The following is a 26,023-nucleotide window of genomic DNA, read 5'->3' on the forward strand; positions in this document are numbered from 1 at the left end:
CGGGAACTCGGTCAGGAAGAAAGAGAGGAAGAAACGCCCAGCATCGAGAGCGCCTGCGCATAGCTCGCGCCCGGATGCATCACGTCGAAGTGCACCGTGCGCAGGCCCACGCGCTGCGCGCCGGCGATGTTGCGCAGCTGGTCGTCGACGAACACGCAGGCGTCGGCGGGCAGGCCGAGCTGGTCCAGGCACTGCTGGTAGGCGCGCGCATCGGGCTTGAGGATGCCGGTGTGCGTGGCATCGACCACCACGTCGAAGGCGCTCATGAAGGGCAGGCGCTGGCGAAAGCCCGCGCCATAGAACAGGTCGAGCTCGTTCGACAGGATGGCGAGCCGGCAACCGGCGCGCCGCGCCGCCTCGATGGCCGCGAGCGCCTCGGGGCGGATGGCGGCCTCGGGGTCGGCGCCGCGCGCGCGCTGCACGAAGGTCTCCATGCGGTCCCAGCGTTCGCCGACCAGCGCACCGACCTCGCGCGTGCGCGCCATCCAGTAGTCGCGCTCCGAGAGCTTGTCGGCCTGCATGTCGCGCCACAGCGGATCGCTCGCGAGGTCGAAGGGGCCGCGCCAGGTGAGCGCGCCGCGCGGCAGCGACAGCGCTTCTTCGGTGAGTGCATGCGTCTCGAACAGCGTGCGGCTGATGACGCCGCCGAAGTCGAGCACGAGGGCTTGCGTGCCGGGGCTCATGCGCGGCTCCCTGCGGGCACGGTGCCGTCGGCCACCCAGGCATCGAACACGCGCAGTGCAGCGTCGCAGAAGGCGCTGTCGTTGATGTGCGCGTCGAGCTCGACGAGCCGCGCGGGGTCCACGCTGCCGCGCAGCGCCTCGGTGAAAGCCGCCAGGCCTTCAGGATCGTGCAGCGGCTCGCCCGGACGGTCCCAGCCTTCGATGCCTTGCAGCGGCATCAGCAGGCAGGTGGCGCCCTCGGCGCGCGCGAGACGGCGCGCGATCTCGCTCGCCACATCGCGGCGGAACGCGGGCGCGCTCAAGGCCGAGGCCAGCAGCCGGTTGTGGATGTGCGTGGGCCGCCCTTCCAGGCCCTCGGGCGTGGACTGCCAGGCCGGGTAGTCAAGCATGTCGATGGCGCCGGGTGCGACGATCTGCGGCGTGCCCGCGCGGCCGGCGCCGAGCAGGCGGTCGGGGCCGGCCGTCACGCACGAGCCGCCGAGCTGGTTGGCCAGCTCCTGCAGGCTGAAGTCCATCACCGCGCAGAAGCGGCCCTCGGCGGCCAGTGCCTCGAAGGCGCGCCCGCCCATGCCCGTGGTGTGGAACACGGCGACCTCGTAGCCGCGCGCCTCGAGCGCGGGCTTGAGCGTCTTCATGTAGGTGAGCGCGCTGGAGCCCAGCGAGGTCATGCCCACCAACGGCTTCTGGAAGGCCGGCACGCAGGCCTGGCGGCAGGCGCCGAGCACCGCGCCCGCGGCCTGGCTCAGGGCCGAGCGGCACAGGCTGTTGAGGCCATAAAGCCCGCCGGCCCACAGCACCATGATGAGGTCGGGCGGAATGCGCTCGGGCGGCAGCAGGTGCGAGTAGGCGATGGTCGACACCAGCACCTTCGGCACGCCCAGCGGCAGCGCCTGCGCCACGTCGAGCGCGAGGTCGGTGCCCATGGTGCCGCCCAGCGCGAGCAGGCCGTCGATGCGGCCTTCGGCCTGCCAGCGCGCGGCGAGCTTCGCGGCGCCGCGCGCCATCAGCGTCATGGCGCTGTTCTCGTCGCCGCTGGCCGCCACCTCGGCGACGGTCTTGCCTGCAGCCGCGGCCACCTCGGTGTTGGGAATGTCGGGCGTGAAGGGCGCGCCGTCGAGCACGCCCACGTCCATCACGACGACACGGCCGCCGCCGGCTTCGATGCATTCGCGCATGAACAGCAGCTCGGCGCTCTTAGTGTCGGCGGTGCCGATCAGCAGGATCGTGGGCGATGCACTCACAGCGTCGCTTCCACGTCGGCGAACGCACCTTCAAGCGCATCGACCATGAAGTCCACCTCCTCGCGCGTGATGACCAGCGGCGGCGAAAGGATGAGGTTCGGGCCCGAGATGCGCACCATCAGCCCGCGCTGGTAGGCCGCCTGCGCCACCTTGGCGGCGATCGGGTTGCCGCGCGGCAGCGTGGTGCGCGTCGCCTTGTCGGCCACCATCTCGATGCCCAGCATGAGGCCCATGCCGCGCACATCACCGACGAAGCTGAACTTGTCGACGAAGGGCCGCACGCGCGCCTGGAAATGCGCGCCCACGCGCGCCGCGTTGCCAGGCACGTCGAGCGCCTCGATCTGGTCCAGCGTGGCGAGTGCGGCGGCTGCCGCCACAGGGTGCGCGCTGTAGGTGTAGCCGTGGCCCACCGCGGCCTGGCCCGTGGGGTCGTTGAGGAAGACCTCGGCCACCTTGCTGCCGATGGCGGTGGCGCCCAGCGGCACGTAGCCCGACGAGATGCCCTTGGCCAGGCACCACAGGTCGGCCTTCACGTTCCACAGCCGCGTGCCGAACATCGCGCCGCCGCGGCCGAAGCCGGTGACGACCTCGTCGGCGATGAGCAGCACGCCGTACTTGTCGCAGATTTCGCGCACGCGCGGCCAATAGTTGGGCGGCGGCACGATCACGCCGCCCGCGCCCTGGATCGGCTCGGCGATGAAGGCGGCCACGGTGTCGGGACCCTGGAACTGGATCTCGCGCTCCAGCTGCGTGGCGCAGATCTCGCCGAGTTCTTCCGGGTCCTGCGTGTAGGGGTTGCGGTACAGCCAGGGCGTGTCGACGTGAAAGCAGCCCGGCAGCAGCGGCTCGTAGGCGCGGCGGAAGTTCAGGTTGCCGTTCACGCTCATGCCGCCGAAGTGCACGCCGTGGTAGCCCTGGCGCAGCGCAATGAACTTGAAGCGGTCGGCCTGGCCCTTGAGCTTCCAGTACTGGCGCGCGAGCTTGAGCGCGCCTTCGACCGCGTCGGAGCCGCCGTTGCTGAAGAACACCGCGGCCACGCCGTCGGGCTCCATGGTCTTGACCAGGCGCGCCGACAGCTCGATGGCGCGCGGGTGCGTGGTGCCGCGGAACACGTTGTAGAAGGGCAGCTCGTCCAGCTGGGCGACGATGGCGTCGCGCACCGGCTTGTTGCTGTGGCCCAGGTTCGCGGCCCACAGGCCGCCGACGCCGTCGAGCATCTTGTGGCCGTCCACGTCCCAGATCCAGCAGCCCTGGCCGCGCGCAATGATGTCGGGCCTGGTCTTGAGCATGGCCTGCGGATGCGCCATGGGGTGCCACAGGTACTGGGCGTTGTCTTGCTTGAGCGCCGCCACGGCGGCGGCTTCTTTCGTTGTCATGCAGGTCTCCGGAAGTGTTCGATGCGCGTGCTCAGGACGGCACGCCGACGGTGAGGGTCTTGACCTCGGTGTAGTGCAGCAGGCCTTCGGCACCCATCTCCTGGCCGATGCCGCTTTCCTTCCAGCCGCCGAAGGGCATCTCGGGCTGCGAGACGCCGAAGTGGTTGATGCCGACCATGCCGGCCTCGAGCGCGTCGCCCAGGCGGTGCGCGGTGTGCAGGTCGCGCGTGAAGGCGTAGGCGCCCAGGCCGTAGGGCAAGGCGTTGGCCTGGGTGATGGCTTCGTCCAGCGTGTCGTACGGCTGCAGCACGGCGATGGGGCCGAAGGGCTCCTGGCGCATCACGCGGCTGTCAGCCGGTGCGTTGGCGATCACGGTGGGCTCGAAGAAGAAGCCGGGGCGCTGCACGCGGTGGCCGCCGCACAGCAGCTGCGCGCCGCGTTCCACGGCGTCGTCGACGAAGCGCTGCATGTCCTCGATGCGGCGTGCGTGCGCGAGCGGGCCCATCTGCGTGGCGGGGTCGGTGCCGTCGCCCAGGCGCAGTGCGCGCGCGGCCTGCACGAAGGCGTCGCTCCATTCGCCGAAGCGGGCGCGCGGCACGTAGAAGCGGATCGGCGACGCGCACACTTGGCCCGCGTTGCGGAACTTGGCGGCCAGCGACTGCTTGAGCGCGAAGGGAAAGTCGGCGTCGTCGCAGACGATCACCGGCGCGTGGCCGCCGAGTTCGCCGGTGAAGCGCTTCACATGCCGCGCCGCCTGCTCGCCCAGCAGCTTGCCCACGGCCACCGAACCGGTGAACGACACCTTGGCGATCGCCGGATGGTCGATGAGGAACGACGACACCTCGGCCGGGTCGCCGCACACCATGTTCAGCGCGTCGGGCGGCACGCCCGCGTCGAGAAAGGCGCGCACCAGCAGCATGCAGGTGCCCGGCGTTTCTTCCGCCGGCTTGATGACCACGCTGCAGCCCGCGGCCAGCGCGCTCGCGAGCTTGCGCGCCGGCAGGTTGGCGGGAAAGTTCCACGGCGTGAAGGCCGCCACCGGCCCCACGGGCTGGCGCATCACCGACTGCGAGAGGATGCCCTCGACGCGCGGCGGCACGAGACGGCCGTACAGGCGCTTGGCCTCCTCGGCCTGGAAGTCGATGATGTCGGCCGACAGCGTGACCTCGCGCAGCGACTCGGCCAGCGGCTTGCCTTGCTCGAGCGTGAGCACGTGCGCAATCGTCTTCGCTTGCTCGCGGATGTTCTGCGCGGCGGTGCGCAGGATGTTGCAGCGTTCGAGTGCGCTCTTGCTGCGCCACTGCACGAAGCCGCGGCGCGCGGACGCGGCCGCTTCGGCGAGTTCGTCGCGGCCGGCCAGCGGCAGCTGCGCGATCGTTTCTTCGGTGGCAGGGTTAATGACCGCGCGGCGGCCGCCGGCGGTCTGCGTGCGCCATTGGCCGGCGATGTGCAGTGCGAGTTCGGGGTAGTCCATGCCCTGCACGATAGGGAGCGAGCCCCTTGCCGCGTTATCGAAAACTGGCAAACCTCGCGCGGCCTCGTGCGTCGCGCGCAAAGGCCTTCCTATACTGTCCGCGCCGATCTTCTTTCACGACGCCTCCACGCCACGACCTCACCGTGCCCCGTTCACGCACCCCTTCCCGGCCCAGCGCCAAGCCCCTGCCCAAGGCACGCAGCAATGCCGCGAGCGCCCCGGCCTTCGACCTCGAGACCTTCCTGCCCTTTCAACTCTCGGTGGTCGCCAACCGCGTGAGCCAGACGGTGGGCCAGTCGATTGCCAGCCGCTTCTCGCTGCAGATTCCGGAGTGGCGCATCGTCGTGGTGCTGGGCAAGTACGGTGCGCTCTCGGCGCTCGAAATTGCACAGAAGACGAGCATGGACAAGGCCCGCGTGAGCCGCGCGCAGCACCGGCTGGTGGACCTGGGCCTGGCCAACATGCACCCCTCGGCCGACGACCGCCGCAAGGTCATCGTGTCGCTCGAGGAAGAAGGCCTGGCGCTGTACCGCGACATGGTGCCACTGGCGCACGACACCGCGCAGCGCCTGTTTTCGCAGCTCACGGCGGACGAGCGCCAGGTGCTGCAGACCATCGTGCAGAAGCTGTTCGACAGCACCACCGGCTTCGAGCCCAGCGGCGAACTCGAATAGACCCCGAGACAGGGCGCGATCGGGTGGCTTAGGGGTTTGCCCTGTCACTTTAAGATCGTTGTCAACGAAACAATCTGGTCTGGAGATTGCTTCCGGCACGGGTCTTCGCACCCCTGCCACCGCTTCGCCGGACCGCCATGACCAGCCAGACCGCCTCCGTTCTTCCTGCCCCCGCCCCCACCGTCGCGACGCGCTGGACCCTGTCCACGCACGACATCGACGCCTACGCCAGCGGCCAGAACGGCTGGCACCTGGCGTGCGACATGCTCTCGGGCGGCAGCTTCGCCGGCTTTCTCGACCACGTGCAACTGCCCGGCCTGCGGCTGGTGCGCGAGACCACCAACCGCGCGCTGCGCCAGCACGGCGAGATGAACCCCGACTGCTGCGGCTTCGCCCTCACCTGCCGGCAGGACGGCGAGGCGCGCTTCTCGGGCCAGCGGCTGGACACCGAATCGGTGATGGTCGGGCGCTGCGACGAGCTCGACCTGTGCAGCCCGCCGGGCTTCGAGCTGACGGGCATCGTGGTCGACAACGCGCTGCTGCAGTCGCTCACCGAACGCCTGAACGACCGCGCGCCGCCGGCCTGGCTCGAACGGCGCGTGGTGCTGCACTTCGACGACCCCACCATGCAGTCGCTGCGCGGCACCTTGCGCGGCGCCTTCAGTGCGCTCGACGCGATGCCCGGCCTGCTCGACGACCCCGTCGCCACGGTGCAGCTGCGCGACGACGTGCTGCTGGCCTGGCTCAACGCCCTGCCCGAAGACGTCGACCTGCGCGAGCTGCGCTCCACCGAAGCGCACCGCCGCGTGGTGCGCCGCGCCTGCGAGCTGATGATGTCGCGGCCCGACGAGCCGCTGTCGATGCTGCAGGTGTGCAGCCGCATCGGCGCGAGCCAGCGCAAGCTGAACTACTGCTTCCAGGAAACGCTGGGCCTGAGCCCCGCGCGCTACCTGCGGGCGCTGCGCCTGAACGGCGTGCGCCGCGCACTGAAGCGGCCCGAGTCGCGCTCGGTGCAGGACATCGCGGCGCACTGGGGCTTCTGGCACCTGAGCCAGTTCGCGACGGACTACCGGCGCCAGTTCGGCGAGCTGCCCTCGCAGACGCTGCGCGGCGCGGCGCTCACGAGGCACTGATCCGGTGCACGGGCCGAGGGGAATCCCTCGGTTTTCGGGGCGCCAGTTTTGCCGTTTTTTGATACCTGCTTGCGGAGGCGGTCGCTATCGTTGACCGCCATATGTCCGCCACGCTGCCACCCCTTCCCAGCGCCCGTTCGCTCGCCGCCGCCCTGCAACGCCGCGAGCTCTCGTGCCGCGAACTGATGCAGACCTGCCTCGCGCGCATCGAGCGCCTCAACCCGCGGGTCAACGCACTGGTCTCGCTGCAGCCTGCCGAGGAGATGCTGCGCCAGGCCGATGCCTGCGATGCACAGTTGGCGCGCGGCGACGCGGTCGGCCGGCTGCACGGCTTCCCGATGGCGCCGAAGGATTTCGTCGCCACCGCCGGCCTGCCGACCACGATGGGCAGCCCGGTGTTCGCGAAGCAGGTCACGCCGCACGACGCGATCATGGTCGAGCGCCTGCGCCGCGCCGGCGCCCTGTTCGTGGGGCGCAGCAACACGCCCGAGTTCGGCCTGGGCTCGCACACCTACAACACGGTGTTCGGCACCACGCGCAATGCCTGGAACCTCGACCATGCAGCCGGCGGCAGCAGCGGCGGCGCGGCGGTGGCGCTCGCGCTGCACATGCTGCCGGTGGCCGACGGCAGCGACATGATGGGTTCGCTGCGCAACCCCGCGGCCTGGAACCACGTCTACGGCCTGCGGCCTTCGCTGGGCCGCGTGCCCACCGGGCCGGGGCCGGAGCTGTTCTTCCAGCAGCTGGGCTGCGAAGGGCCGATGGGCCGCACGCCCGAGGACGTGGCCTGGCTGCTGTCGGTGCAGGCCGGTTACGACGCGCGCTCGCCGCTGAGCCTGGCGGGCGACGGCGAGGCCTTCGCGCAACCGCTCGATGCGGAGCTGCGCGGCAAGCGCGTCGCGTGGCTCGGCGACCTCGGCGGCCACCTGCCGATGGACCCGGGCGTGATGGCGCTGTGCGAATCGGCGCTGCGGCATTTCGACACGCTGGGCTGCAGCGTCGCGCCCGCCGTGCCCGCCTTCGATTTCAACGCCCTGTGGACCGCCTGGCTGCGCCTGCGCGGCTTCATCGTCGCCGGCGCACTGCGCGGGCTGCATGCCGACCTGGCCACGCGCGCGCAGCTCAAGCCCGAGGCCTGCTGGGAGATCGAACAGGGCGAGCGCCTGAGCGCCGCCGCGCTGCACGAGGCGGCCGTCACGCGCACGCAGTGGCATGCCGCGCTGCTGCAGCTCTTCGAACGCTTCGACTTCCTGGTGCTGCCGGCCGCGCAGGTGTTCCCGCTACCGGCCGACGTGCACTGGCCGCGCGAGGTCGGTGGCCGCGCCATGGACACCTACCACCGCTGGATGGAAGTGACCATCGGCCCCTCGCTCGCCGGCCTGCCCGCGATGGCGATCCCGGCCGGCTTCTCACAGGCCGAGGGCACGCGCGGCCTGCCGATGGGCCTGCAGCTCATCGGCCGCCCCGGCGCCGACTTGGACGTGCTGCGCATGGCGCACGGCTGGCACCAGGCCGTGCCCTTCGCGAACGTGCAGTCGCCACTGCTGTTGCAGTAGCAAGCCCCCTGTTCCCCGTACTCCGACACATCTCACACAACCCGAGGAGAGAACCCATGCGCAGACGTTCGCTGATTGCTGCCGGCCTGGCCGCCGGCCTGTCCCCCATCGCCCTGCCCGCCCTGGCGCAGGGCCTGGGGGGCAAGACCCTGAACCTGATCGTGCCCTACCCCGCGGGCGGCGGCTCCGACATCAACGCGCGCCTGGCCGCGCCCGAGCTGTCGCGGCTGCTGGGCCAGCCGGCGATCGTCGACAACGTGCCCGGCGCCAGCGGCTCGCTCGGCGTGATGAAGGCGGCCAACGCGCCGGCCGACGGCTCGGCGCTGCTGGTGGGTTCGCCGATGGAGCTGATGCTCACGCCGCTCACGCTCAGCAGCGCGCGCTACAAGGCCGAGGACTTCCGCCCCATCGGCGTGATGGCCGTCACCTCGATGGTGCTGCTGGCGCGCAAGGACCTGGGCGCGGGCAGCGTCGACGAACTCATCGCGCTCTTGCGCCGCCCCGACACGAAAGAGCTGAGCTACGGCAGCATCGGCCCCGGGTCGCTCTACCACCTGCTGGGCGAGCGCTTCATGCAGCAGACGGGCACCAAGATGCTGCACGTGCCCTACAAGGGCTTCGCGCCGCTGGTGAACGACCTGCTGGGCGGGCAGATCGACCTGGTGTTTGCGCCGCTGGCCGGCAACGTGCCCGACCTGCTGGACGCCGGCAAGGTCAAGGCGCTGGGCATCGCGGCCTCGGCGCCGCACGAGCGCTTCACGGCCATTCCGCTGATCCGCAACAGCAAGGGGCTGGACGACTTCGTCTACAGCCTGTGGGCAGGCATCCAGGTGTCGCACCGCGTGCCCGAGGAAGCGCAGCAGCGGCTGCACACGGCCTTCAACCAGATGATGCTCAAGCCCGAGCTGCGCCGCGCGCTGGAACTCGGCGGCAGCAAGGTGGCGCCCGAACAGACGCTGGCCGAGCTGCGCCGCGGCTACCAGGCCGACATGGAGCGCTACCGCGCCATCGCCAAGTCGGTCAACCTGCGGCCCGAATGACATCCGCGGGCACGGGCCCGCGTTTTGCCAGTTTTCGATAACGCCGCGGCGGCGCGCAGAGAGAGGATGCGGACCTGTCCATCCTTCATCCGCCAAGGAGAACCTCCATGTCCGCCGACCTTTTCCCCGCAGCCCCCGGCGCCCTCACGCGCCGCCAACTCGTCATCGGCGGCGGCGCGGCCGCGCTGGCCGGCGTGCCTGCGCTGGCGCACGCGCAATCGAAGACCATCAAGATCGGCTACCTCACCACGCTGTCGGGCGTTCGCGCCAACTTCGGCGAGGCCGACCCCTGGAGCCTGGAGCGCGTGCGCGCCGCGCTGAAGGACGGCCTGACCATCGGCGGTACGACCTACAAGGCGGAGATCGTGGTGCGCGACACGCAGTCCGACGCCAACCGCGGCGCCACCATGTCCAGCGAGTTGCTGCTGCGCGAGAAGGTCGACCTGCTGCTGGTGCAGGACAGCGACGCCGCGCTGGCCGCCGGCCAGCTGTGCGACGTCAACGGCGTGCCGATGGTGTCGACCATGGGCCCGTGGCAGGCCATCACCTTCGGGCGCGGCTCCACGCCGCAAAAAGGCTTTCCGTTCTCGTTCCATTTCTTCTGGGGCGCCGACGACGTGCTGAAGAACTTCTTCGGCATGTGGGAGCCGCTGAAGGTGGAGCGCACGCTGGGCACGCTGTACATCGACAACGGCCCGGGCCACGCCTTCGCCGATCCGGCCACGGGCATCCCGGGCGGCGCGAAGCAGCGCGGCTACAAGGAGACCAACGGCGGCTTCTTCAAGATCGCGACCGACGACTTCAGCAACCAGGTCTCCAGCTTCAAGGCGGCGCGCGCGAACATCGTCTCGGGCTTTGCCTACGCCAACCACTTCGCCACCTTCTGGAAGCAGGCGCAGCAGGCGGGCTACCGGCCCGAGGTGGTGACGATGGCCGCGTCGTTCCTGTTCCCGAGCGCCGTGGAGTCGCTGGGCGCGGCGGGCAACGGCATGTCGACCGAGGTCTGGTGGACGCCCAACTTCCCGTTCAAGTCGTCGCTCACGGGCCAGAGCGCCAAGGCGCTCGCGGCCGACTGGGAGGCCACCACCGGCAAGCAATGGACGCAGCCCATCGGCTACGGCCACGCGCTGTTCGAGGTCGGCATTGCGGCGCTGAAGAACGCCACCAACCCGAAGGACAAGAAGGCCGTGCGCGACGCGCTGGCCAACCTGCAGCTCGATTCAGTGGTGGGGCGCATCGACTTCAAGGGCAGCCCGATCAAGAGCGTGGCCGTCACGCCGATGGTGGCGGGCCAGTGGCGCAAGACCAAGGCGGGCAGCAAGTTTCCGTACGAGCTGGTCATCACGCACAACAGCACGGCCAAGCAGATTCCGGTGGAAGACGAGCTCAAGCTGCTGTCGCAGCTGAAAGCTGCATGACCGACTGCCTCGTCATCGACGGCCTGTGCAAGCGCTACGGCGAGATCGTCGTGGCCGACCAGGTGGCGCTCTCGCTCGCACGCGGCGAGTGCCTGGGCGTGGTCGGGCCGAACGGCGCGGGCAAGAGCTCGCTGTTCAACCTGATCACCGGCGTGGCCGTGCCCGACGCCGGCAGCATCCGCCTCGAAGGCCGCGAACTCGTCGGGCTGCGCGCCGATGCGCGGGCGCGGCTGGGCGTGGCGCGCGCCTTTCAGATCCCGCAGCCCTTCGCGCACCTGAGCGCCTACGAGAACGCGCTGGCCGCCGCCACCTTCGCCGCGCGGCTGCCGCGCGCGCAGGCCGCGCGCCAGGCCTGGGCCGTGCTGGAGCGCACCGGGCTGGCCGACCGCGCCGACGTGCCGGCCGGCCGCCTGCCGCTGCTGGACCGCAAGCGCCTCGAGCTGGCCAAGGGCCTGGCGGCGCGGCCGCACCTGCTGCTGCTCGACGAGATCGCCGGCGGCCTCACCGAGGCCGAGGTGCAGGTGCTGGTGGCGCTGGTGCTCGAGCTGAAGCAGGACGTGGCGATGATCTGGATCGAGCACATCGCGCAGGCGCTGATGGCCGTGGCCGACCGCATCATGGTGCTGAACTTCGGCCGCAAGCTGCTGGAAGACACACCCGCCGCCGCCATGGCCAGCCGCGAGGTGCGCGAGGTCTACATGGGCGTGGGCGACGAAGACGCGCAAGAGGAGCACACCCATGCCGCTGCTTGAAGTGCGCGAGCTGTGCAGCCACTACGGCGACCTGCAGGCGCTGTTCGACCTGTCGCTCGACGTGGCGGAAGGCGAAGCCACCGCGCTCATCGGCGCCAACGGCGCGGGCAAGTCGACGCTGATCCGCGCCATTGCCGGGCTGGGCTCGCGCAGCCGCGGCGGCATCCGCTTCGACGGCCAGGCCATCGAGGCCGAGCCGGCCGAGCGCATCGCGCGCCGCGGCATCGCGCTGGTGCCCGAGGGGCGGATGCTGTTCCCCTCGCTCACCGTGGAAGAGAACCTGCGCATGGGCGCGCTGTGCGGCCGCACGGGCCACTGGACGCTGCCCACCGTGTACGCGCTGTTCCCCATCCTGCAGGAGTTCCGCCACCGGCCGGCCACGCAGCTGTCGGGCGGACAGCAGCAGATGGTGAGCATCGGCCGCGCGCTCATGGCCAATCCGCGCCTGATGCTGTGCGACGAGATCTCGCTGGGCCTGGCGCCCGTGGTCATCGAGCAGATCTACCGCGCCTTCGGCGACATCCGCGCGCAAGGCACGGCGTTGCTCGTGGTGGAGCAGGACGTGACGCGCGCCTGCCGCATCGCGCAGCGCGTGTACTGCCTGCTCAAGGGGCGCGTCACGCTGGCGGGCCGCGCGAGCGACTTCAGCGCCGCGCAGATCGCCAACGCCTACTTCGGACACTGAACACCACCCCACCATGGCCTGGCTCGAAACCCTCATCAACGGCGTGCTGCTCGGCGGCCTCTACGCACTCTTCGGCCTCGGGCTGGCGCTGGTCTTCGGCGTGATGCGCATGGTCAATCTCGCGCATGGCGAGTTCGTGGTGCTCGCGGCGTACTTCGCGGTCTTCCTGGCCACGCAGTTCCCCGGTGTGTCGCCGCTGTTCTTCATCGCGCCGGTGGCGCTGGCGGCCTTCGGCATGGGCTACCTGCTGCAGCGGCTGCTGCTGAACCGCGCGGTGGCCACCGACGATCCGCTCACGCCGGTGCTGGTCACCTTCGGCATCGCGGTGGTGCTGCGCAACCTGATGGTCGAGCTGTTCGGCGCCGACCCGCGCGCGCTCGACGGCGGCGCGCTGGCCACGGCCGGCTTCGAGATTGGCGGGCTGCGCATCGGCTGGTACCCGGTGCTGGTGCTGGTGCTCGCGGTGCTGGCCTTCGGCGCGCTGCAGTGGCTGCTGCAGCACTCGCGCTTCGGGCTGGTGGTGCGCGCCACCTCGGACCACCGCGAGATCGTGCGCACGATGGGCGTGCGCCCGCGCCATGTGTATGCGGTGGTGATGGGGCTGTCGCTGGCCTTCGCGTCGGTGGCGGGGCTGCTGCTGGCGCTGCGCACCTCGTTCACGCCCTTCTCGGGCGTGGAGCGGCTCTTGGGGGCGTTCGAGGTCGTGATCATCGGCGGCCTGGGCTCGTTCCGCTGGGCGCTGGTCGGCGGCATCGCGCTGGGCGTGGCGCAGCTCGTGGGCCAGCGGCTCGATTCCAACGCGGGCGCGCTGTACGCCCACCTGCTGTTCTTCGCGGTCCTGATGGTGCGCCCCAACGGCATCGCTGGCGCACGCACCTGAGATGACTTCGATGCGCCATCCGTCCCTCGCCCCCTGGATCGGCTTCACCGCAGCGGCTATCGCCATCGCCTTCGCGCCCACCGTGGCCGACGGCGGCCTGCTGCGCCTGCTCAGCGAGGTGCTGATCACGCTGGCCATGGCCCAGATGTGGAACCTGCTGGCCGGCTACACCGGGCTGGTGTCGATGGGCCACCAGGCCTTTGCCGGCATCGGCGCCTACCTGCTGTTCGTGGCCTCCGACCGGCTGGGCATCTCGCCCTACTGGATGGTGCCGGTGGCGGGCCTGGGCGGCGCGCTGCTGGCCGCGGTGGTGGCGCCGCTGATGTTCCGCCTGCGCGACGCCTACTTCTCGATCGGCATGTGGGTGCTGGCCGAGATCGTGCGCCTGCTGGTCGCCAAGTTCCCGCTGTTCGGCGGCGAGTCGGGCGTGCCACTGCAGGCGGTGCGGCTGGTGGAAGCCGAGACCTTCCAGCAGAACGCGTTCTGGATCTCGGGCGCCATCGGCCTCGCAGCGGTGGCCGGCGTGTACCTGCTGATGCGCTCGCCCTTCGGCCTGGGGCTGATGGCGGTGCGCGACAACGAGCTGGCCGCCACCAGCATCGGCGTGAACGTGTGGCGCAACCGCTTCATCGCCTTCGTGCTGTCGGGACTGGGCTTCGGGCTGGCCGGCGGGGCGCACTTCATGGGCACGATGTTCGTCTCGCCCGACTCGGCCTTCGACATCAACTGGGTGGTGACGGCGATGTTCATCGTGATCATCGGCGGCATCGGCACCATCGAGGGGCCGCTGATCGGCACCGTCATCTACTTCGGGCTGCGCGAGCTGTTCAACACCTGGTTCGCGATGTCGGGCGGCTGGTACCTGATCGCGATGGGCTGCATCGCCATCGCTGTCATGCTGCTGGCACCGCGCGGCCTGTGGGGGCTGGCGCGCGAGCGCTGGGGCTGGCGCGGCCTGAGCGTGCAGCGCCATCCACCGCCGCGCGACGAGACCACCCTTTCTTCTCCCCTTCCTCCCTCCACCCAAGGACGCACCGCATGAAGACCACCGCCTTCTTTCACAACGAACGCACCTTCTGGCACGTGCCCGGCGGGCTGCATGCCCTGTTCCTGCCGGTGGGCGGCTGGGTGCAGCCCATGGCCGGCAGCGGCATGGCCGAGTCGCCCGATTCCAAGCGGCGCATCAAGTCGCTGATGGACGTGTCGGGCCTGAGCGCGCAGCTCGACGTGCTGAGCGCGCCGATGGCCAGCGAGGAAGACCTGCAGCGCGTGCATCCCGCCAGCTACCTGCAGAAATTCAAGGCCGCCAGCGACGCCGGCGGCGGCGACCTGGGCGAGGTCGCGCCCTTCGGCCCGGGCAGCTACGAGATCGCGAAGCTCTCGACCGGCCTGGCGATTGCCGCGATGGACAGCGTGCTGCAGGGCCGCCACCGCAACGCCTTCGCGCTCACCCGCCCGCCGGGCCACCACTGCCTGCGCGAGCACAGCATGGGTTTCTGCCTGTTCAACAACATCGCGGTGGCCATCGAGACCATGAAGGCGCGCCACGGCCTGGGCCGCGTGGCCGTGATCGACTGGGACGTGCACCACGGCAACGGCACGCAGGAGATCTTCTACGACCGCCCCGACGTGCTCACGCTGTCGCTGCACCAGGAGAACTGCTTCCCGCCCGGCTACAGCGGCGCCGAAGACCGCGGCACGGGCGCGGGGCTGGGCTTCAACGTGAACATCCCGCTGCAGCCCGGCGGCGGACACGCGGCCTACATGCACGCCTTCGAGCGCATCGTGACGCCGGTGATCGACCGCTACCGCCCCGAGCTGATCGTGGTGGCGAGCGGGCTGGACGCCAACGGCGTCGATCCGCTGGCGCGCATGCAGCTGCACCCCGAGTCGTTCCGCCAGATGATGCGGCAGGTCAACGCACTGGCCGCGAAGCATTGCGACGGGCGCGTGGTGGTGGTGCACGAAGGCGGCTACTCGGAAGCCTGCGTGCCCTTCTGCGGACTGGCGGTGGTGGAAGAACTGTCGGGCCACCGCACCGAGGTGGAAGACCCGTTCAGCGACTTCTTCGGGCTGCAGCAACCGTCGGCGCGCTTCGATGCGTTCCAGCGTGAATTGATGGGCGAGATGGCGGCGTTGCACGGGGTCTGAGGCGGTCGCATGGACTAAGCTCGTCGCTGCCGGCCCGTGGCCGCGCGTCCTGCTTCACCGTCCATGCCCCGTTTCATCAACCGCCGCGCCGTCGTCGTTCTCTCCGCCCTCGTCCTCGTCGCCCTGCTCGGCCTGTGGGGCGCGAGCCGCTTCAACGTCAATCCGGCGCATGCGCCCGGCGAGGTGATCGACCAGTTCGAGGGCGTGCCGGTGTACTTCAACGGCGCCATCAACCACGTCGACGGGCGCAGCGTGGCGCCCGACGGCTACAACATCGGCCTGCGCTGGCAGTGCGTGGAGTTCGTCAAGCGCTACTACTACGAGCGTCACCAGCACCGCATGCCCGAGGCGCGCGGGCACGCCAAGGCCTTCTTCGACGCGACCGTGGCCGACGGCGCGCTGAACGCGGCGCGCAACCTGGTGCAGCACCGCAACGGCGGCGCGAGTGCGCCGGCGGTGGGCGACATCGTCGTGTTCGCGCCGTGGCTCTTCAATCCCTACGGCCACGTGGCGATCGTGTCGCGCGTGGACGCCGACGCGGTCGAGATCGTGCAGCAGAACCCGGGGCCCTTCGGCACCTCGCGCGAGCGCCTGCCGCTGGTACTCGCTGAAGGGCGCACGCACCTGGGCACCGAGCGCGTGCTCGGGTGGCTGCGGCTGCCCGCCTCCTCCTCTAAATCCTGAATCGCGGTCTAATCACAGCCATGTGCCAATTGCTAGGGATGAACTGCAACACGCCGACCGACGTGACCTTCAGCTTCACGGGGTTCGCGCAGCGCGGTGGCCGCACCGACCACCATGCCGACGGCTGGGGCATCGCGTTCTTCGAGGACCGCGGGCTGCGCCACTTCGTCGACCACCAGCCGGCCTGCGAGTCGCCGGTGGCCGAGCTGATCCGGCGCTACCCGATTCAAAGCCGCAACGTCATCGCGCACATCCGCAAGGCGACGCAGGGCGAGATCAACCTGCAGAACTGCCACCCCTTCGTGCGCGAGCTGTGGGGCCGCTACTGGGTGTTCGCCCACAACGGCGACCTGAAGGACTTCCGCCCGCGCCTGCACGGCAACTTCCACCCGGTGGGCAACACCGACAGCGAGCACGCCTTCTGCTGGATCATGCAGGAGCTGGCCAAGTCGCACGCGGGCGTGCCCAGCGTCGAGGAGCTCACGCTCACGCTGCGCGAACTGGCGCCGCAGCTGGCGGCGCACGGCACCTTCAACTTCATGCTGTCCAACGGGCAGGCGCTGTGGGCGCATGCCTCCACCAACCTCTGGTACGTGGAGCGCCGCCACCCCTTCGTGACGGCGCAGCTCTCGGACGAAGACCTGGAGATCGACTTCGCCCAGCACACCACGCCCACCGACCGCGTGGCCGTGGTGGTGACGGCGCCGCTCACCACCAACGAGACCTGGACGCCCTTCGCCTCGGGCGAGTTGCATGTGTTCGTGGACGGCCAACGGATGCCACGCTGAGGCCTGACATTCAGTCTTTTGGCTGACACTTTTTTGCAACAGCGCAAGAAAGTATCGATGAGTGAGCGCAAACAATGAACAATAACTGTTCTCATTTGCATCCGGTCGATCTTTCATGCCCGCTCCCCATTTCTTTCTCCGCCCGACCGTGGCCGCCTCGCTGCTGGCCCTTCACGCCCTGACGGCCCTGGCGCAGACACCGCCCGCCGAACCGGCGGCCCCCGCCAGCGGCACGCTGAGCACCGTCACCGTCGAAGCCAGCGCCGACGCCTCGGCCGAAGGCCTGACGAAGCCCTTCGCGGGCGGGCAGGTGGCGCGCGGCGGGCGCGTGGGCATCCTGGGCAACCAGGACATGATGGATTCGCCCTTCTCCAGCACCAGCTACACGCACGAGCTGATCCAGAACCAGCAGGCCAGGAGCGTGGCCGACGTGCTGCAGAACGACCCCTCGGTGCGTGTGGCGCGCGGCTTCGGCAACTTCCAGGAGTCGTACTTCATCCGCGGCTTCGTGGTGAATTCGGACGACATCGCCTACAACGGCCTGTACGGCCTGCTACCGCGCCAGTACATCTCGTCGGAACTGTTCGAGCGCGTCGAGGTGCTGCGCGGCGCGAGCGCCTTCCTGAACGGCGCCACGCCCACGGGCGGCGGCATCGGCGGCAACATCAACCTGCTGCCCAAGCGCGCGCCGAACGAGCCGCTCACGCAGGTCACGCTGGGCACGGCCAGCGGCTCGCAGAGCTATGTGTCGACCGACATCGCACGCCGCTTCGGGCCCGACCAGAGCCTGGGCGTGCGCCTGAACGCGGCCCACCGCGACGGCGGCACCGGCGTGAACGCCGAGCAGGTGAAGCTCGACGTGGCCTCGATCGGCTTCGACTGGCGCAGCCGCAACGCGCGCATCTCGGCCGACATCGGCCACCAGGAACACCGGCTCTCGCGCACGCGCCCGAACGTGACGCTCGGCGCCGGCGTGACGCGCGTGCCGTCGGCACCCGACAACCAGCTCAACTACGCGCAGCCCTGGACCTACTCCAACGAGCGCGACACCTTCGGCTCGCTGCGCGGCGAGTACGACCTCACCGACAGCGTGACCGCCTGGATCGCCGGCGGCGCGCGCAAGAGCCACGAAGGCAATGCGCTGGCCGGCCTCACGCTCACGAACAACCTGGGCGCGGGCAACATGTCGCGCTTCGAGAACCAGCGCCAGGACAACACCCGCACGGCCGAAGCCGGCGTGCGCGGCAAGTTCGCGACCGGCCCGGTGAACCACACGGTGGTGGCCTCGTACTCGTATTACCAGCTCAAGGAGAAGAACGCCTACAAGTGGGACTTCTTCAACCCCCTGAAGACCAACCTGTACGCGCCCATCGGCTACCCGATCCCGGCCTACACGGCGAGCGCGTTCCGCGGCAACGACATGGACAACCCCGCGCTGCTGACGCAGACGCGCCTGAGCAGCCTGGCGATCGGCGACACGCTGTCGTTCCTGGACGACCGCGCGCAGCTCACGCTCGGCGTGCGGCGCCAGAAGCTGGAAAGCACCGACTTCGCCTACGACACCGGCAAGCCCACCGCGTACGAGAAAAGCCGCACCAGCCCGATGGCCGGCTTCGTGTTCAAGCTGCAGCCGCAGGTGTCGCTGTACGCGAACTACATCGAGGGCCTGAGCAAGGGCGACACCGCGCCCACGGTGTCGACCGGCGGCGCCGTGCGCAACGCGGGCACGCAGCTGTCGCCCTATGTGTCCAAGCAGAAAGAGATCGGCATCAAGTTCGACGGCGGCCGCATCGGCGGCGGCCTGGCCTTCTTCACCACCGACAAGCCGCGCGCCCTCGTCAACAGCGCCGGCTACTACGTGGCCGAAGGCCGCGACCGCCACCAGGGCCTGGAGCTGACCGCCTTCGGCGAAGCGGCCAAGGGCGTGCGCCTGATGGGCGGAATCACCTTCCTGGACGCCAAGCAGCGCGCCACGGGCGACGCCACGACCGACGGGCGCCGCGTCATCGGCATCGCGAAGACGCAGGGCACCCTGGGTGTGGAATGGGACGTGCCGGGCGTGCGCGGCCTGTCGCTGGACGGCCGCGTGGTGGCCACGGGCCCGAGCTACGCCGACGCCGCCAACACGCTGCGCGTGCCCGGCTGGACGCGCTTCGATGTCGGCGCGCGCTACCTCACCGAGGTGGCCGGCAAGCTGGTGACGCTGCGCGCGCGCATCGACAACCTGACCAACCGGAACTACTGGGCCTCGGTGGGCGGCTACCCGAACAACGGCTACCTGGTGCTCGGCGCGCCGCGCACCTTCACGCTGTCGGCGTCGGTCGACTTCTGATCAGGCCGAGGCCAGGTGCGCCTCGAGCGCATCGATGAACATCTTCGGCACATCGAAGCCGGTCTGCTCGGTGATTTCCTGAAAGCACGTGGGGCTGGTCACGTTGATCTCGGTGACCGAGTCGCCGATCACGTCGAGCCCGATCAGCAGCAGCCCGCGCGGCGCGAGCACCTTGCCGATGGCTTCGGCGATCTCGCGGTTGCGCGCCGTGAGCGGCTGGGCCACGCCCTTGCCGCCGGCCGCGAGGTTGCCGCGCACCTCGGTGCCCTGCGGAATGCGCGCCAGCACGAAGGGCGCGGGCTCGCCCGCGATGATCAGGATGCGCTTGTCGCCCTGCGTCACCTCGGGCACGAAGCGCTGCACCATGATGGTTTCGGCGCCGTCCTTGTTGAGCGTCTCGACGATGGAGCCGAGGTTCAGCGCATCCTGCTTGACGCGGAAGATGCCCATGCCGCCCATGCCGTCGAGCGGCTTGAGGATGATGTCGCCGTGCTCGGCATGGAAGTCGCGCACGGCCTGCGCGCTGCGCGTGACCAGCGTGGGCGTGACGAACTGCGGAAACTCCATGATCGCGAGCTTCTCGGGGTGGTCGCGCAGCGCGCGCGGCGAGTTGACCACCTTCGCGCCCTCGCGCTCGGCCTGCTGCAGAAGGTGCGTCGAGTAGATGTACTCGGCGTCGAAGGGCGGGTCCTTGCGCATCAGCACGGCGTCGAAGTCCTTCAACGCCTTCGACTCGACGATGTCGACGCGGTACCAGTCCTTCGGGTCACCCGTCAGCGTGATCTGCTGCACCACGGCCGAGACGCGCCCGCCGGATTTCCACTGGATGTCCTGCGGCAGGCAGGCCGCGATGCGGTGGCCGCGGCGCTGGGCCTCGCGCATCATCGAGAAGGTCGTGTCCTTGTAGATCTTGAAGTGATCGAGCGGGTCGGCGACGAAGAGGATGTTTTTCATCAGGCGTTCTTTCCGGCGCCGGGAGCGGCGGCTGTGGAGGGGGTTTCTGGCGGCATGTTGCCGGAAGCGGCGATGTCCTTGCCGGCGGGGGCTTTTTCAACGGGCACCTGCACCCGTGCGCGGCCGACCTGCTGCACCGCCAGCGCCACCGCGCCGGCCACCACGCCCCAGAAGGCGGAGCCGATGCCGGCCAGCGTCACGCCCGAGAGCGTGACCAGGAAGGTGATGAGCGCGGCCTCGCGGTGGGCCTCGTCGCGCACCGCCGCCGCCAGCCCGCCGCCGATGGTGCCCAGCAGCGCCAGCCCGGCGATGGCCGCGACCAGCTCCTTCGGAAAGGCCGTGAGCAGGCCGGTGACGGCCGCGCCGAACAGGCCGATCACCACGTAGATGGCGCCGCAGCTCACGGCCGCCGTGTAGCGCCGCGCCGGGTCTTCGTGCGCCTCGCGGCCCATGCACATGGCGGCCGTGATGGCGCTCAGGTTGAGCGCGAAGGCGCCGAAGGGCGCGAGCACCAGCGTGGCCAGGCCGCTGATCGTGATGAGCTTGCTGACCGGCAGGTCGCTGTAGCCGCTGGCGCGGATCGCCGCCACGCCGGGCAGGTTCTGCGAGGCCATGGTCACGACGAACAGCGGCAGCGCCAGGCTCACGATGGCCTGCCAGGTGAACACCGGCACCGTGAACACCGGCCAGGTGAGCGAGAAGTGCACAGCCGACCACGCCAGCTCGCCGCGTGCGGCCGTGAAGGCGATGGCCACCAGCAGCGTGAGCGGCACCGCGTAGCGCGGCAGCAGGCGCTTGCCCACGAGGTAGGTGGCGAGCATCAGCAGCACCAGCGGCAGCGCGGTCTGCGCCGCCGTGAAGGCCGAAATGCCGAAGCGCGCGAGCACGCCGGCCAGCAGCGCCGAGGCGATGGCCATCGGGATCTTGTTCATCACGCGCTCGAACCAGCCCGTGGCGCCCGCGAGCACGATCAGCACCGCGCAGACGATGAAGGCGCCCACCGCCTCGCCCATGCCATAGCCCGCGCCGGCCACGGCCAGCACGGCCGCACCGGGGGTGCTCCAGGCGATCATGACGGGCTTGCGCCACCACAGCGAGGGCAGCGCCGAGGCCAGCCCCATGCCGATGCCCAGCGCCCACATCCACGAGGCCGCCATCTCGGGCGTGGCGCCGAAGGCCTGGGCGGCCTGGAACACGATGGCCACCGAACTCGTGAAACCCACGAGCACGGCGACGAAGCCCGCGGTGAAGGCCGAAAGGCTCAGGTCCTTGAAGAATCGCATGCCGCGATTCTGCCGGGGCGCGCGGCCTGGCGCCGCGGGCCTCAGATCTCGATCTTCGAGCCCAGCTCGACAACCGCGTTGTTGGGCAGGCCCAGGAAGGCCGCCGCGCCGCTCGCGTTGTGGTGCATCTGCGCGAACAGCTTCTCGCGCCACGGCGCCATGCCGCTGCCCAGCGTGGGGATCACGACGTCGCGCGAGAGGAAGTAGCTGGTCGTCATCGGCTCGAGCTGGCAGCCGCGCATGCGCGCGTTGTCGAGCGCGCGCGGCAGGTCGATGTCGTTCTTGAAGCCGTAGTGCACGATGACCTGCCAGCAGTGGTTGCCCAGCGCCTCGATCTCGATGCGCTTGTCCATCGGAATCCAGGGCACCTCGTGGTTGCGCACGGTGACGAACATGTTCTGCTCGTGCAGCACCTTGTTGTGCTTGAGGTTGTGCAGCAGCGCGTTGGGCACCACGCCCGGTTCGGCCGTGAGGAACACGGCCGTGCCGTCCACGCGCGCGGGCGGGCTCATGAACACCGAGCCCAGGAACGACTTCAGGTCGATCGCGTCGGCATGCTGCGCCTCGCCCATGAGGCGGCGGCCTTCCTTCCAGGTGACCATCAGCGTGAACACGGCGCCGCCGATCAGCAGCGGGAACCAGCCGCCTTCGAACAGCTTGAGCAGGTTCGAAGCGAAGAACAGGAAGTCGACCACGAAGAAGATCGCGGTCGAGGCGATGCACAGCGCCAGCGGCAGCTTCCACGCGTAGCGGATCACGAAGAAGGTCAGGATCGTGGTGATCAGCATGTCGGTGGTCACGGCGATGCCGTAGGCCGCGGCCAGGCTGCTCGAGGTGCGGAACATCACGACCGCCATCACGATGGCCACGAACAGGCCCCAGTTGACCAGCGGGATGTAGATCTGGCCCGCGGTGCGCACGCTGGTGTGCTCGATGTTCAGGCGCGGCAGGTAGCCCAGCTGGATCACCTGGCGCGTGACGCTGAAGGCGCCGGTGATGAGGGCCTGCGAGGCGATCACCGTCGACAGCGTGGCCAGCAGCACGAGCGGAATGAGGGCCCATTCAGGCGCCATCATGAAGAACGGGTTCTTCACGGCCTCGGGGTTCTCCAGCAGCAGCGCGCCCTGGCCCAGGTAGTTGAGCGTGAGCGCCGGCATGACGACCGAGAACCACGCGATGCGGATCGGCTTCTTGCCGAAGTGGCCCAGGTCGGCGTACAGCGCCTCGGCGCCGGTCACGCACAGCACCATGGCGCCCAGCAGGATGAAGCTGGTGCCCGGGTTGTCCCAGATGAACTTCAGCGCGTACCAGGGGTTCAGCGCCTTGATGATCTCGGGGTGGTGCGCGATCTGCCACACGCCCAGCACGGCGATGGCCGCGAACCAGGCCAGCGTGACGGGGCCGAAGAACTTGCCGATGCCCGCCGTGCCGCGCTTTTGCACCGCGAACAGGCAGAACAGCACGACCAGCGTGATCGGGATCACGTAATGCTTGAAGTGCGGCGACACCACCTCCAGGCCCTCGACCGCCGAGAGCACCGAGATGGCCGGCGTGATCACGCCGTCGCCATAGAAGAGCGAGGTGCCAAAGATGCCGACGATCAGCAGCAGCTGGCGCAGCCTCGGCTTATCGGCCACGGCCTGGGAGGCCAGCGCGAGCATCGCGACCAGGCCGCCCTCGCCTTCGTTGTCGGCGCGCAGCACGAGCACGACGTACTTGATGGAGACGATGACCGTGAGGGTCCAGAAGAACATCGACAGGATGCCGTAGACGTTCTCCACGGTGAACGGCACATGGCCGTGACCGAAGACTTCCTTGACCGCATAGAGAACGCTGGTGCCGATGTCGCCATAGACGACGCCGATGGCGCCGACGATGAGGCCGGCAGAGATGTTTTTGGGGGCTGACACGGGGGTCGATGGGAAAAGGTTGGCTCGCAATGATCGACGCGTCAGTCACGCCGGGGTGCCGCGGCCGTGCCGCGCATCCCTCCGCCCTTTTGGTTCCGTTGCTGTGGGGCCGCTATTTTGCCGTTGCCCGCCGACGCCGCAACCCGCCCCCGCCGCTCATTCGTAGATTTCGGCGTCCGGATCGGTCGCTTCCATCTCGTAACTGGCCGCGACCATGGCCAGGCGCCCCACCACGCCATACATGTAAAAACGGTTGGGGGCGCTGGCACCGGGCTTGGCACCCGGCTGCGGCAGTTGCGCGCTTTCCGAGAAGGCCAGCGGCACGTAGCTGGCGCCCGGCTGCTTGAGGTTCTCGTCGGCGGCGCGCTCGGCGTGCACGCGGTAGAAGCCGCCCACCACGTAGCGGTCCATCATGTAGACGACCGGCTCGGCCACGCCGTTGTGCACGCGCTCGTTGGTGAGCACGCCTTCCTGCACGATCAGCTCGGTGGGCTCGCGCAGGTCGCGCCCGGCGCTGGTCTTGGCGGGCGACGAGGTGGCGGTGCGCGACTTGCCGATCAGCGCCTCGACCTCCTTGGCATCGCGCACGGTCACGACGCCGGGGCTGCCGCTGCCGCTGTGGCCGCCCTTGACGACCACGAAGGGCTTCTCGTTGATGCCGTATTCCTTGTACTTGCGGCGCACCTTGGTGAGCACCGCGTCGACATGGCTGGTGAGCACGTCGATGCCGCGGCCCTCGGCCACGTCGACGCCTTCGGCGCGCGCGTAGATCGGGTTGATCAGCCAGGGATCGATGCCCAGCAGCTTGCCGAAGCGCTTGCACAGCTCTTCGTAGCTGTGCAGGTGGTTGCTCTTGCGGCGCACCGACCAGCCCGCGTGCAGCGGCGGCAGCAGGTACTGCTCATGCAAGTCTTCGAGGATGCCGGGCGTTCCCGCAGAAAGCTCGTTGTTGAGCAAAATTGTGCAGGGATCGAAGTTCTTCAGGCCCAGGCGGCGCTTGGAACGCACCACCGGTTCGAGCGTCACGGTCTCGCCATTGGGCAGTTCGATCTTCTTGGGCGACTTGATGGCCGGATCGATCGAGCCGATGCGCACATTGAGGCCCGCCATGTGGAAGATGCGCACCAGTTGCGCGACGTTGGCGAGATAAAAGGTGTTTTTCGAGTGGTTTTCAGGAATGACGAGCAGGTTGCGCGCCTCCGGACAGATCTTCTCGATGGCCGCCTGCGCGGCCTGCACCGCCAGCGGCAGCATTTCCTTGGTGAGGTTGTTCCAGCCGCCCGGGAACAGGTTGGTGTCGACCGGAGCCAGCTTGAAGCCCGCGTTGCGGATGTCGACGGCGCTGTAGAACGGCGGCGTGTGCTCCATCCACTCGAGGCGGAACCAGCGCTCGATGGCGGGCATCGAGTCGAGCACCCGCTGCTCCAGTTCGTTGATCGGGCCGGTCAGGGCAGTGACGAGATGCGGAACCATGCAGCGGCCTTGTTGGTTTTGTGCTTAAAGGTGGAGTGGAATTGTAGGATTTGGGGATGGCGCGCCCGATGACAAGCAGCCAAAGAGAACAAAGCACCCCAATCCACAACACACGTTGCAAGAACACCGCGGCACGGGCCGCGCCGCCGGCCCGATGGCCCCGGCCTTTCGGACCCCGATTAACCGCGGACTTCGCCCTGCCCCAGCACCACGTACTTGAGCGAGGTCAGGCCTTCGATGCCGACCGGGCCGCGCGCGTGGAACTTGTCGGTGCTGATGCCGATTTCGGCGCCCAGCCCGTACTCGAAACCGTCCGCGAAGCGCGTGCTCGCATTCACCATCACACTGGCCGAATCGACCTCGCGCAGGAAGCGCTGGGCGTTGATGTGGTCGCGCGTGACGATGGCGTCGGTGTGGTGGCTCGAGTAGCGGTTGATGTGCGCAATGGCCTCGTCCAGCCCCGCCACCACCTTGATGCTGATGACGGCGGCCAGGTACTCCTCGGACCAGTCGGACTCGACCGCATCGATCACCTTGGCCTGCGGATGGTGCGCCTCGCTGGCGCGCAGGATCGCGGCGGCGGCCGGGTCGCAGCGCATCTCGACGCCCTTGGCGGCGAAGATGGCGGCGATCTCGGGCAGGAAGTGGTCGGCCACCGAGGCCGCCACCAGCAGGCCTTCGGCGGCGTTGCAGGGGCTGTACTTCTGGGTCTTGGCGTTGTCGACGATGCGCAGCGCCATGTCGAACTCGGCCGTGTCGTCCACGTAGACGTGGCAGTTGCCGTCCAGGTGCTTGATGACGGGCACCTTGGCGTCGCGGCTGATGCGCTCGATCAGGCCCTTGCCGCCGCGCGGAATGATCACGTCGACGAATTCGGGCATGGCGATCAGCTGGCCCACGGCCTCGCGGTCGGTGGTCTGCACCAGCTGCACCGCATCGACCGGCAGGCCGGCTTCGGCCAGCGCCTCGGACACCAGGAGCGCCAGCGCCTTGTTCGACTCGATGGCCTCGGAGCCGCCGCGCAGGATGGCCGCGTTGCCGCTCTTGATCGCCAGGCTCGCGGCCTCGATGGTCACGTTGGGGCGGCTCTCGTAGATCATGCCGAAGACGCCGATCGGCACGCGCATCTGACCCACGCGGATGCCGCTGGGCTGCTGCTTCATGCCGATGATCTCGCCGATCACGTCGGCCATGCCGGCCAGCTGCTCGCAGCCCTCGGCCACGGTCTCCAGGACCTTGGGCGTGAGCTTGAGCCGGTCGACCATCGGGGCCGACAGGCCGGCGGCCGTGGCGCGCTCCAGGTCCTTTTGATTGGCGACGGCCAGCGCGGGGCCGGCTTCGCGCAGGCGCCGGGCCAGCGCCTTCAATGCTCTGTTTTTGGTAGCTGCATCCGCACGGGCCATGAGGAATGCAGCGGCTTTGGCTTGCAGACCGAGGGCCTGCATGTGCTCGCTGACGTTGAACGCGTTCATGGCGCGCATTTTCCCACGCGGACCTTCGGCCCGGCTGACGCGGGCCTTTTGATGGCGATCGACG

Annotated in this window: 22 protein-coding genes; 13 read left to right on the forward strand and 9 right to left on the reverse strand. The window is 69.3% G+C overall.

The annotated features are described in order from the left end of the window. Positions 1-11: 11 nt before the first annotated feature. From VHAB30_RS23435 to VHAB30_RS23450, 4 genes are read right to left on the reverse strand one after another with little or no spacing between them, the layout of a single operon-like run. Positions 12-683: an HAD-IA family hydrolase gene (locus VHAB30_RS23435; protein WP_159278767.1), complete on the reverse strand. Its 672-nt coding sequence runs from the start codon at positions 681-683 to the stop codon at positions 12-14. Then, positions 680-1,924: a Tm-1-like ATP-binding domain-containing protein gene (locus VHAB30_RS23440; protein ID WP_159278768.1), complete on the reverse strand. Its 1,245-nt coding sequence runs from the start codon at positions 1,922-1,924 to the stop codon at positions 680-682. Before VHAB30_RS23440 ends, VHAB30_RS23435 begins: the two co-directional genes overlap by 4 nt. Then, on the reverse strand, positions 1,921-3,300 hold the full coding sequence (locus tag VHAB30_RS23445) for an aminotransferase class III-fold pyridoxal phosphate-dependent enzyme (protein ID WP_159278769.1): 1,380 nt from the start codon (positions 3,298-3,300) through the stop codon (positions 1,921-1,923). The genes VHAB30_RS23440 and VHAB30_RS23445 overlap by 4 nt, the downstream gene beginning before the upstream one ends. A 31-nt stretch (positions 3,301-3,331) precedes the next feature. Beyond that, positions 3,332-4,774 (reverse strand): NAD-dependent succinate-semialdehyde dehydrogenase, encoded by a 1,443-nt coding sequence (locus tag VHAB30_RS23450; protein ID WP_159278770.1) that lies wholly within the window; start codon positions 4,772-4,774, stop codon positions 3,332-3,334. Positions 4,775-4,917: 143 nt separating this feature from the next. Between VHAB30_RS23450 and VHAB30_RS23455 the strand changes: the two genes are divergently transcribed. The 13 genes from VHAB30_RS23455 to VHAB30_RS23515 all read left to right on the forward strand — a co-directional run bounded on the left by VHAB30_RS23455 (position 4,918) and on the right by VHAB30_RS23515 (position 18,867). Then, the gene (locus tag VHAB30_RS23455; RefSeq protein WP_159278771.1) at positions 4,918-5,448 is read left to right on the forward strand and encodes a MarR family winged helix-turn-helix transcriptional regulator; all 531 of its coding nucleotides are present in this window, start codon (positions 4,918-4,920) and stop codon (positions 5,446-5,448) included. A gap of 137 nt (positions 5,449-5,585) precedes the next feature. Next, on the forward strand, positions 5,586-6,581 hold the full coding sequence (locus VHAB30_RS23460) for a helix-turn-helix domain-containing protein (RefSeq protein ID WP_159273608.1): 996 nt from the start codon (positions 5,586-5,588) through the stop codon (positions 6,579-6,581). Between the two features lie 101 nt (positions 6,582-6,682). Continuing rightward, entirely contained in the window at positions 6,683-8,137 is a 1,455-nt protein-coding gene (locus VHAB30_RS23465) for an amidase (protein ID WP_159278772.1), read from the forward strand. A 56-nt stretch (positions 8,138-8,193) separates the two neighbouring features. Further along, the gene (locus tag VHAB30_RS23470) at positions 8,194-9,177 is read left to right on the forward strand and encodes a Bug family tripartite tricarboxylate transporter substrate binding protein (RefSeq protein ID WP_159273606.1); all 984 of its coding nucleotides are present in this window, start codon (positions 8,194-8,196) and stop codon (positions 9,175-9,177) included. A 107-nt stretch (positions 9,178-9,284) separates the two neighbouring features. Next, entirely contained in the window at positions 9,285-10,595 is a 1,311-nt protein-coding gene (locus VHAB30_RS23475) for an ABC transporter substrate-binding protein (protein ID WP_159278773.1), read from the forward strand. Then, positions 10,592-11,347 carry an ABC transporter ATP-binding protein gene (locus VHAB30_RS23480; protein WP_159278774.1) on the forward strand — a complete coding sequence of 252 codons (756 nt, stop codon included), beginning with the start codon at positions 10,592-10,594 and terminating at the stop codon, positions 11,345-11,347. The genes VHAB30_RS23475 and VHAB30_RS23480 overlap by 4 nt, the downstream gene beginning before the upstream one ends. Beyond that, positions 11,334-12,032 (forward strand): ABC transporter ATP-binding protein, encoded by a 699-nt coding sequence (locus VHAB30_RS23485; protein ID WP_159278775.1) that lies wholly within the window; start codon positions 11,334-11,336, stop codon positions 12,030-12,032. The genes VHAB30_RS23480 and VHAB30_RS23485 overlap by 14 nt, the downstream gene beginning before the upstream one ends. Before the next feature lie 13 nt (positions 12,033-12,045). Then, complete coding sequence (locus VHAB30_RS23490; RefSeq protein ID WP_062477701.1) at positions 12,046-12,912, forward strand: branched-chain amino acid ABC transporter permease; 867 nt, start codon at positions 12,046-12,048, stop codon at positions 12,910-12,912. Positions 12,913-12,922: 10 nt separating this feature from the next. Next, positions 12,923-13,954, forward strand: a complete 1,032-nt coding sequence (locus tag VHAB30_RS23495) for a branched-chain amino acid ABC transporter permease (RefSeq protein ID WP_159278776.1) — start codon at positions 12,923-12,925, stop codon at positions 13,952-13,954. Further along, the gene (locus tag VHAB30_RS23500; RefSeq protein WP_159278777.1) at positions 13,951-15,063 is read left to right on the forward strand and encodes a class II histone deacetylase; all 1,113 of its coding nucleotides are present in this window, start codon (positions 13,951-13,953) and stop codon (positions 15,061-15,063) included. Before VHAB30_RS23495 ends, VHAB30_RS23500 begins: the two co-directional genes overlap by 4 nt. 63 nt (positions 15,064-15,126) lie before the next feature. Further along, entirely contained in the window at positions 15,127-15,747 is a 621-nt protein-coding gene (locus VHAB30_RS23505) for a CHAP domain-containing protein (RefSeq protein WP_159278778.1), read from the forward strand. A gap of 20 nt (positions 15,748-15,767) precedes the next feature. Next, the gene (locus VHAB30_RS23510; RefSeq protein ID WP_159278779.1) at positions 15,768-16,535 is read left to right on the forward strand and encodes a class II glutamine amidotransferase; all 768 of its coding nucleotides are present in this window, start codon (positions 15,768-15,770) and stop codon (positions 16,533-16,535) included. 115 nt (positions 16,536-16,650) lie between these two features. Further along, a complete protein-coding gene (locus tag VHAB30_RS23515; protein ID WP_159278780.1) occupies positions 16,651-18,867 on the forward strand; it encodes a TonB-dependent receptor in 2,217 nt (738 codons plus the stop codon). Here the strand turns inward: VHAB30_RS23515 and gshB are convergent, their stop codons facing one another. The 5 genes from gshB to VHAB30_RS23540 all read right to left on the reverse strand — a co-directional run bounded on the left by gshB (position 18,868) and on the right by VHAB30_RS23540 (position 25,959). Continuing rightward, entirely contained in the window at positions 18,868-19,821 is a 954-nt protein-coding gene (gene gshB / locus VHAB30_RS23520; RefSeq protein WP_159278781.1) for a glutathione synthase, read from the reverse strand. Next, on the reverse strand, positions 19,821-21,104 hold the full coding sequence (locus tag VHAB30_RS23525; RefSeq protein WP_159278782.1) for a benzoate/H(+) symporter BenE family transporter: 1,284 nt from the start codon (positions 21,102-21,104) through the stop codon (positions 19,821-19,823). The genes gshB and VHAB30_RS23525 overlap by 1 nt, the downstream gene beginning before the upstream one ends. Before the next feature lie 41 nt (positions 21,105-21,145). Continuing rightward, the gene (locus VHAB30_RS23530) at positions 21,146-23,014 is read right to left on the reverse strand and encodes a potassium transporter Kup (RefSeq protein ID WP_159273598.1); all 1,869 of its coding nucleotides are present in this window, start codon (positions 23,012-23,014) and stop codon (positions 21,146-21,148) included. 156 nt (positions 23,015-23,170) lie between these two features. Continuing rightward, on the reverse strand, positions 23,171-24,487 hold the full coding sequence (gshA, locus tag VHAB30_RS23535; protein WP_062477724.1) for a glutamate--cysteine ligase: 1,317 nt from the start codon (positions 24,485-24,487) through the stop codon (positions 23,171-23,173). Between the two features lie 179 nt (positions 24,488-24,666). After that, positions 24,667-25,959 carry a glutamate-5-semialdehyde dehydrogenase gene (locus VHAB30_RS23540; protein WP_159278783.1) on the reverse strand — a complete coding sequence of 431 codons (1,293 nt, stop codon included), beginning with the start codon at positions 25,957-25,959 and terminating at the stop codon, positions 24,667-24,669. Positions 25,960-26,023 lie beyond the last annotated feature (64 nt).

The sequence above is a fragment of the Variovorax boronicumulans genome, from assembly GCF_009811375.1.
Taxonomy (GTDB): Bacteria; Pseudomonadota; Gammaproteobacteria; order Burkholderiales; family Burkholderiaceae_C; genus Variovorax; species Variovorax boronicumulans.

Excerpts from the sequence above, each read along its gene's own strand:
- VHAB30_RS23525 (WP_159278782.1), bottom strand. The coding sequence starts at position 21,104 with ATGCGATTCTTCAAGGACCTGAGCCTTTCGGCCTTCACCGCGGGCTTC.
- VHAB30_RS23480 (WP_159278774.1), top strand. The coding sequence starts at position 10,592 with ATGACCGACTGCCTCGTCATCGACGGCCTGTGCAAGCGCTACGGCGAG.
- VHAB30_RS23475 (WP_159278773.1), top strand. The coding sequence starts at position 9,285 with ATGTCCGCCGACCTTTTCCCCGCAGCCCCCGGCGCCCTCACGCGCCGC.
- VHAB30_RS23485 (WP_159278775.1), top strand. The coding sequence starts at position 11,334 with ATGCCGCTGCTTGAAGTGCGCGAGCTGTGCAGCCACTACGGCGACCTG.
- VHAB30_RS23435 (WP_159278767.1), bottom strand. The coding sequence starts at position 683 with ATGAGCCCCGGCACGCAAGCCCTCGTGCTCGACTTCGGCGGCGTCATC.
- VHAB30_RS23490 (WP_062477701.1), top strand. The coding sequence starts at position 12,046 with ATGGCCTGGCTCGAAACCCTCATCAACGGCGTGCTGCTCGGCGGCCTC.
- VHAB30_RS23445 (WP_159278769.1), bottom strand. The coding sequence starts at position 3,300 with ATGACAACGAAAGAAGCCGCCGCCGTGGCGGCGCTCAAGCAAGACAAC.
- VHAB30_RS23500 (WP_159278777.1), top strand. The coding sequence starts at position 13,951 with ATGAAGACCACCGCCTTCTTTCACAACGAACGCACCTTCTGGCACGTG.
- VHAB30_RS23470 (WP_159273606.1), top strand. The coding sequence starts at position 8,194 with ATGCGCAGACGTTCGCTGATTGCTGCCGGCCTGGCCGCCGGCCTGTCC.
- VHAB30_RS23505 (WP_159278778.1), top strand. The coding sequence starts at position 15,127 with ATGCCCCGTTTCATCAACCGCCGCGCCGTCGTCGTTCTCTCCGCCCTC.
- gshA (WP_062477724.1), bottom strand. The coding sequence starts at position 24,487 with ATGGTTCCGCATCTCGTCACTGCCCTGACCGGCCCGATCAACGAACTG.
- VHAB30_RS23450 (WP_159278770.1), bottom strand. The coding sequence starts at position 4,774 with ATGGACTACCCCGAACTCGCACTGCACATCGCCGGCCAATGGCGCACG.
- VHAB30_RS23465 (WP_159278772.1), top strand. The coding sequence starts at position 6,683 with ATGTCCGCCACGCTGCCACCCCTTCCCAGCGCCCGTTCGCTCGCCGCC.
- VHAB30_RS23510 (WP_159278779.1), top strand. The coding sequence starts at position 15,768 with ATGTGCCAATTGCTAGGGATGAACTGCAACACGCCGACCGACGTGACC.
- VHAB30_RS23540 (WP_159278783.1), bottom strand. The coding sequence starts at position 25,959 with ATGAACGCGTTCAACGTCAGCGAGCACATGCAGGCCCTCGGTCTGCAA.
- VHAB30_RS23460 (WP_159273608.1), top strand. The coding sequence starts at position 5,586 with ATGACCAGCCAGACCGCCTCCGTTCTTCCTGCCCCCGCCCCCACCGTC.
- VHAB30_RS23495 (WP_159278776.1), top strand. The coding sequence starts at position 12,923 with ATGCGCCATCCGTCCCTCGCCCCCTGGATCGGCTTCACCGCAGCGGCT.
- VHAB30_RS23515 (WP_159278780.1), top strand. The coding sequence starts at position 16,651 with ATGCCCGCTCCCCATTTCTTTCTCCGCCCGACCGTGGCCGCCTCGCTG.
- gshB (WP_159278781.1), bottom strand. The coding sequence starts at position 19,821 with ATGAAAAACATCCTCTTCGTCGCCGACCCGCTCGATCACTTCAAGATC.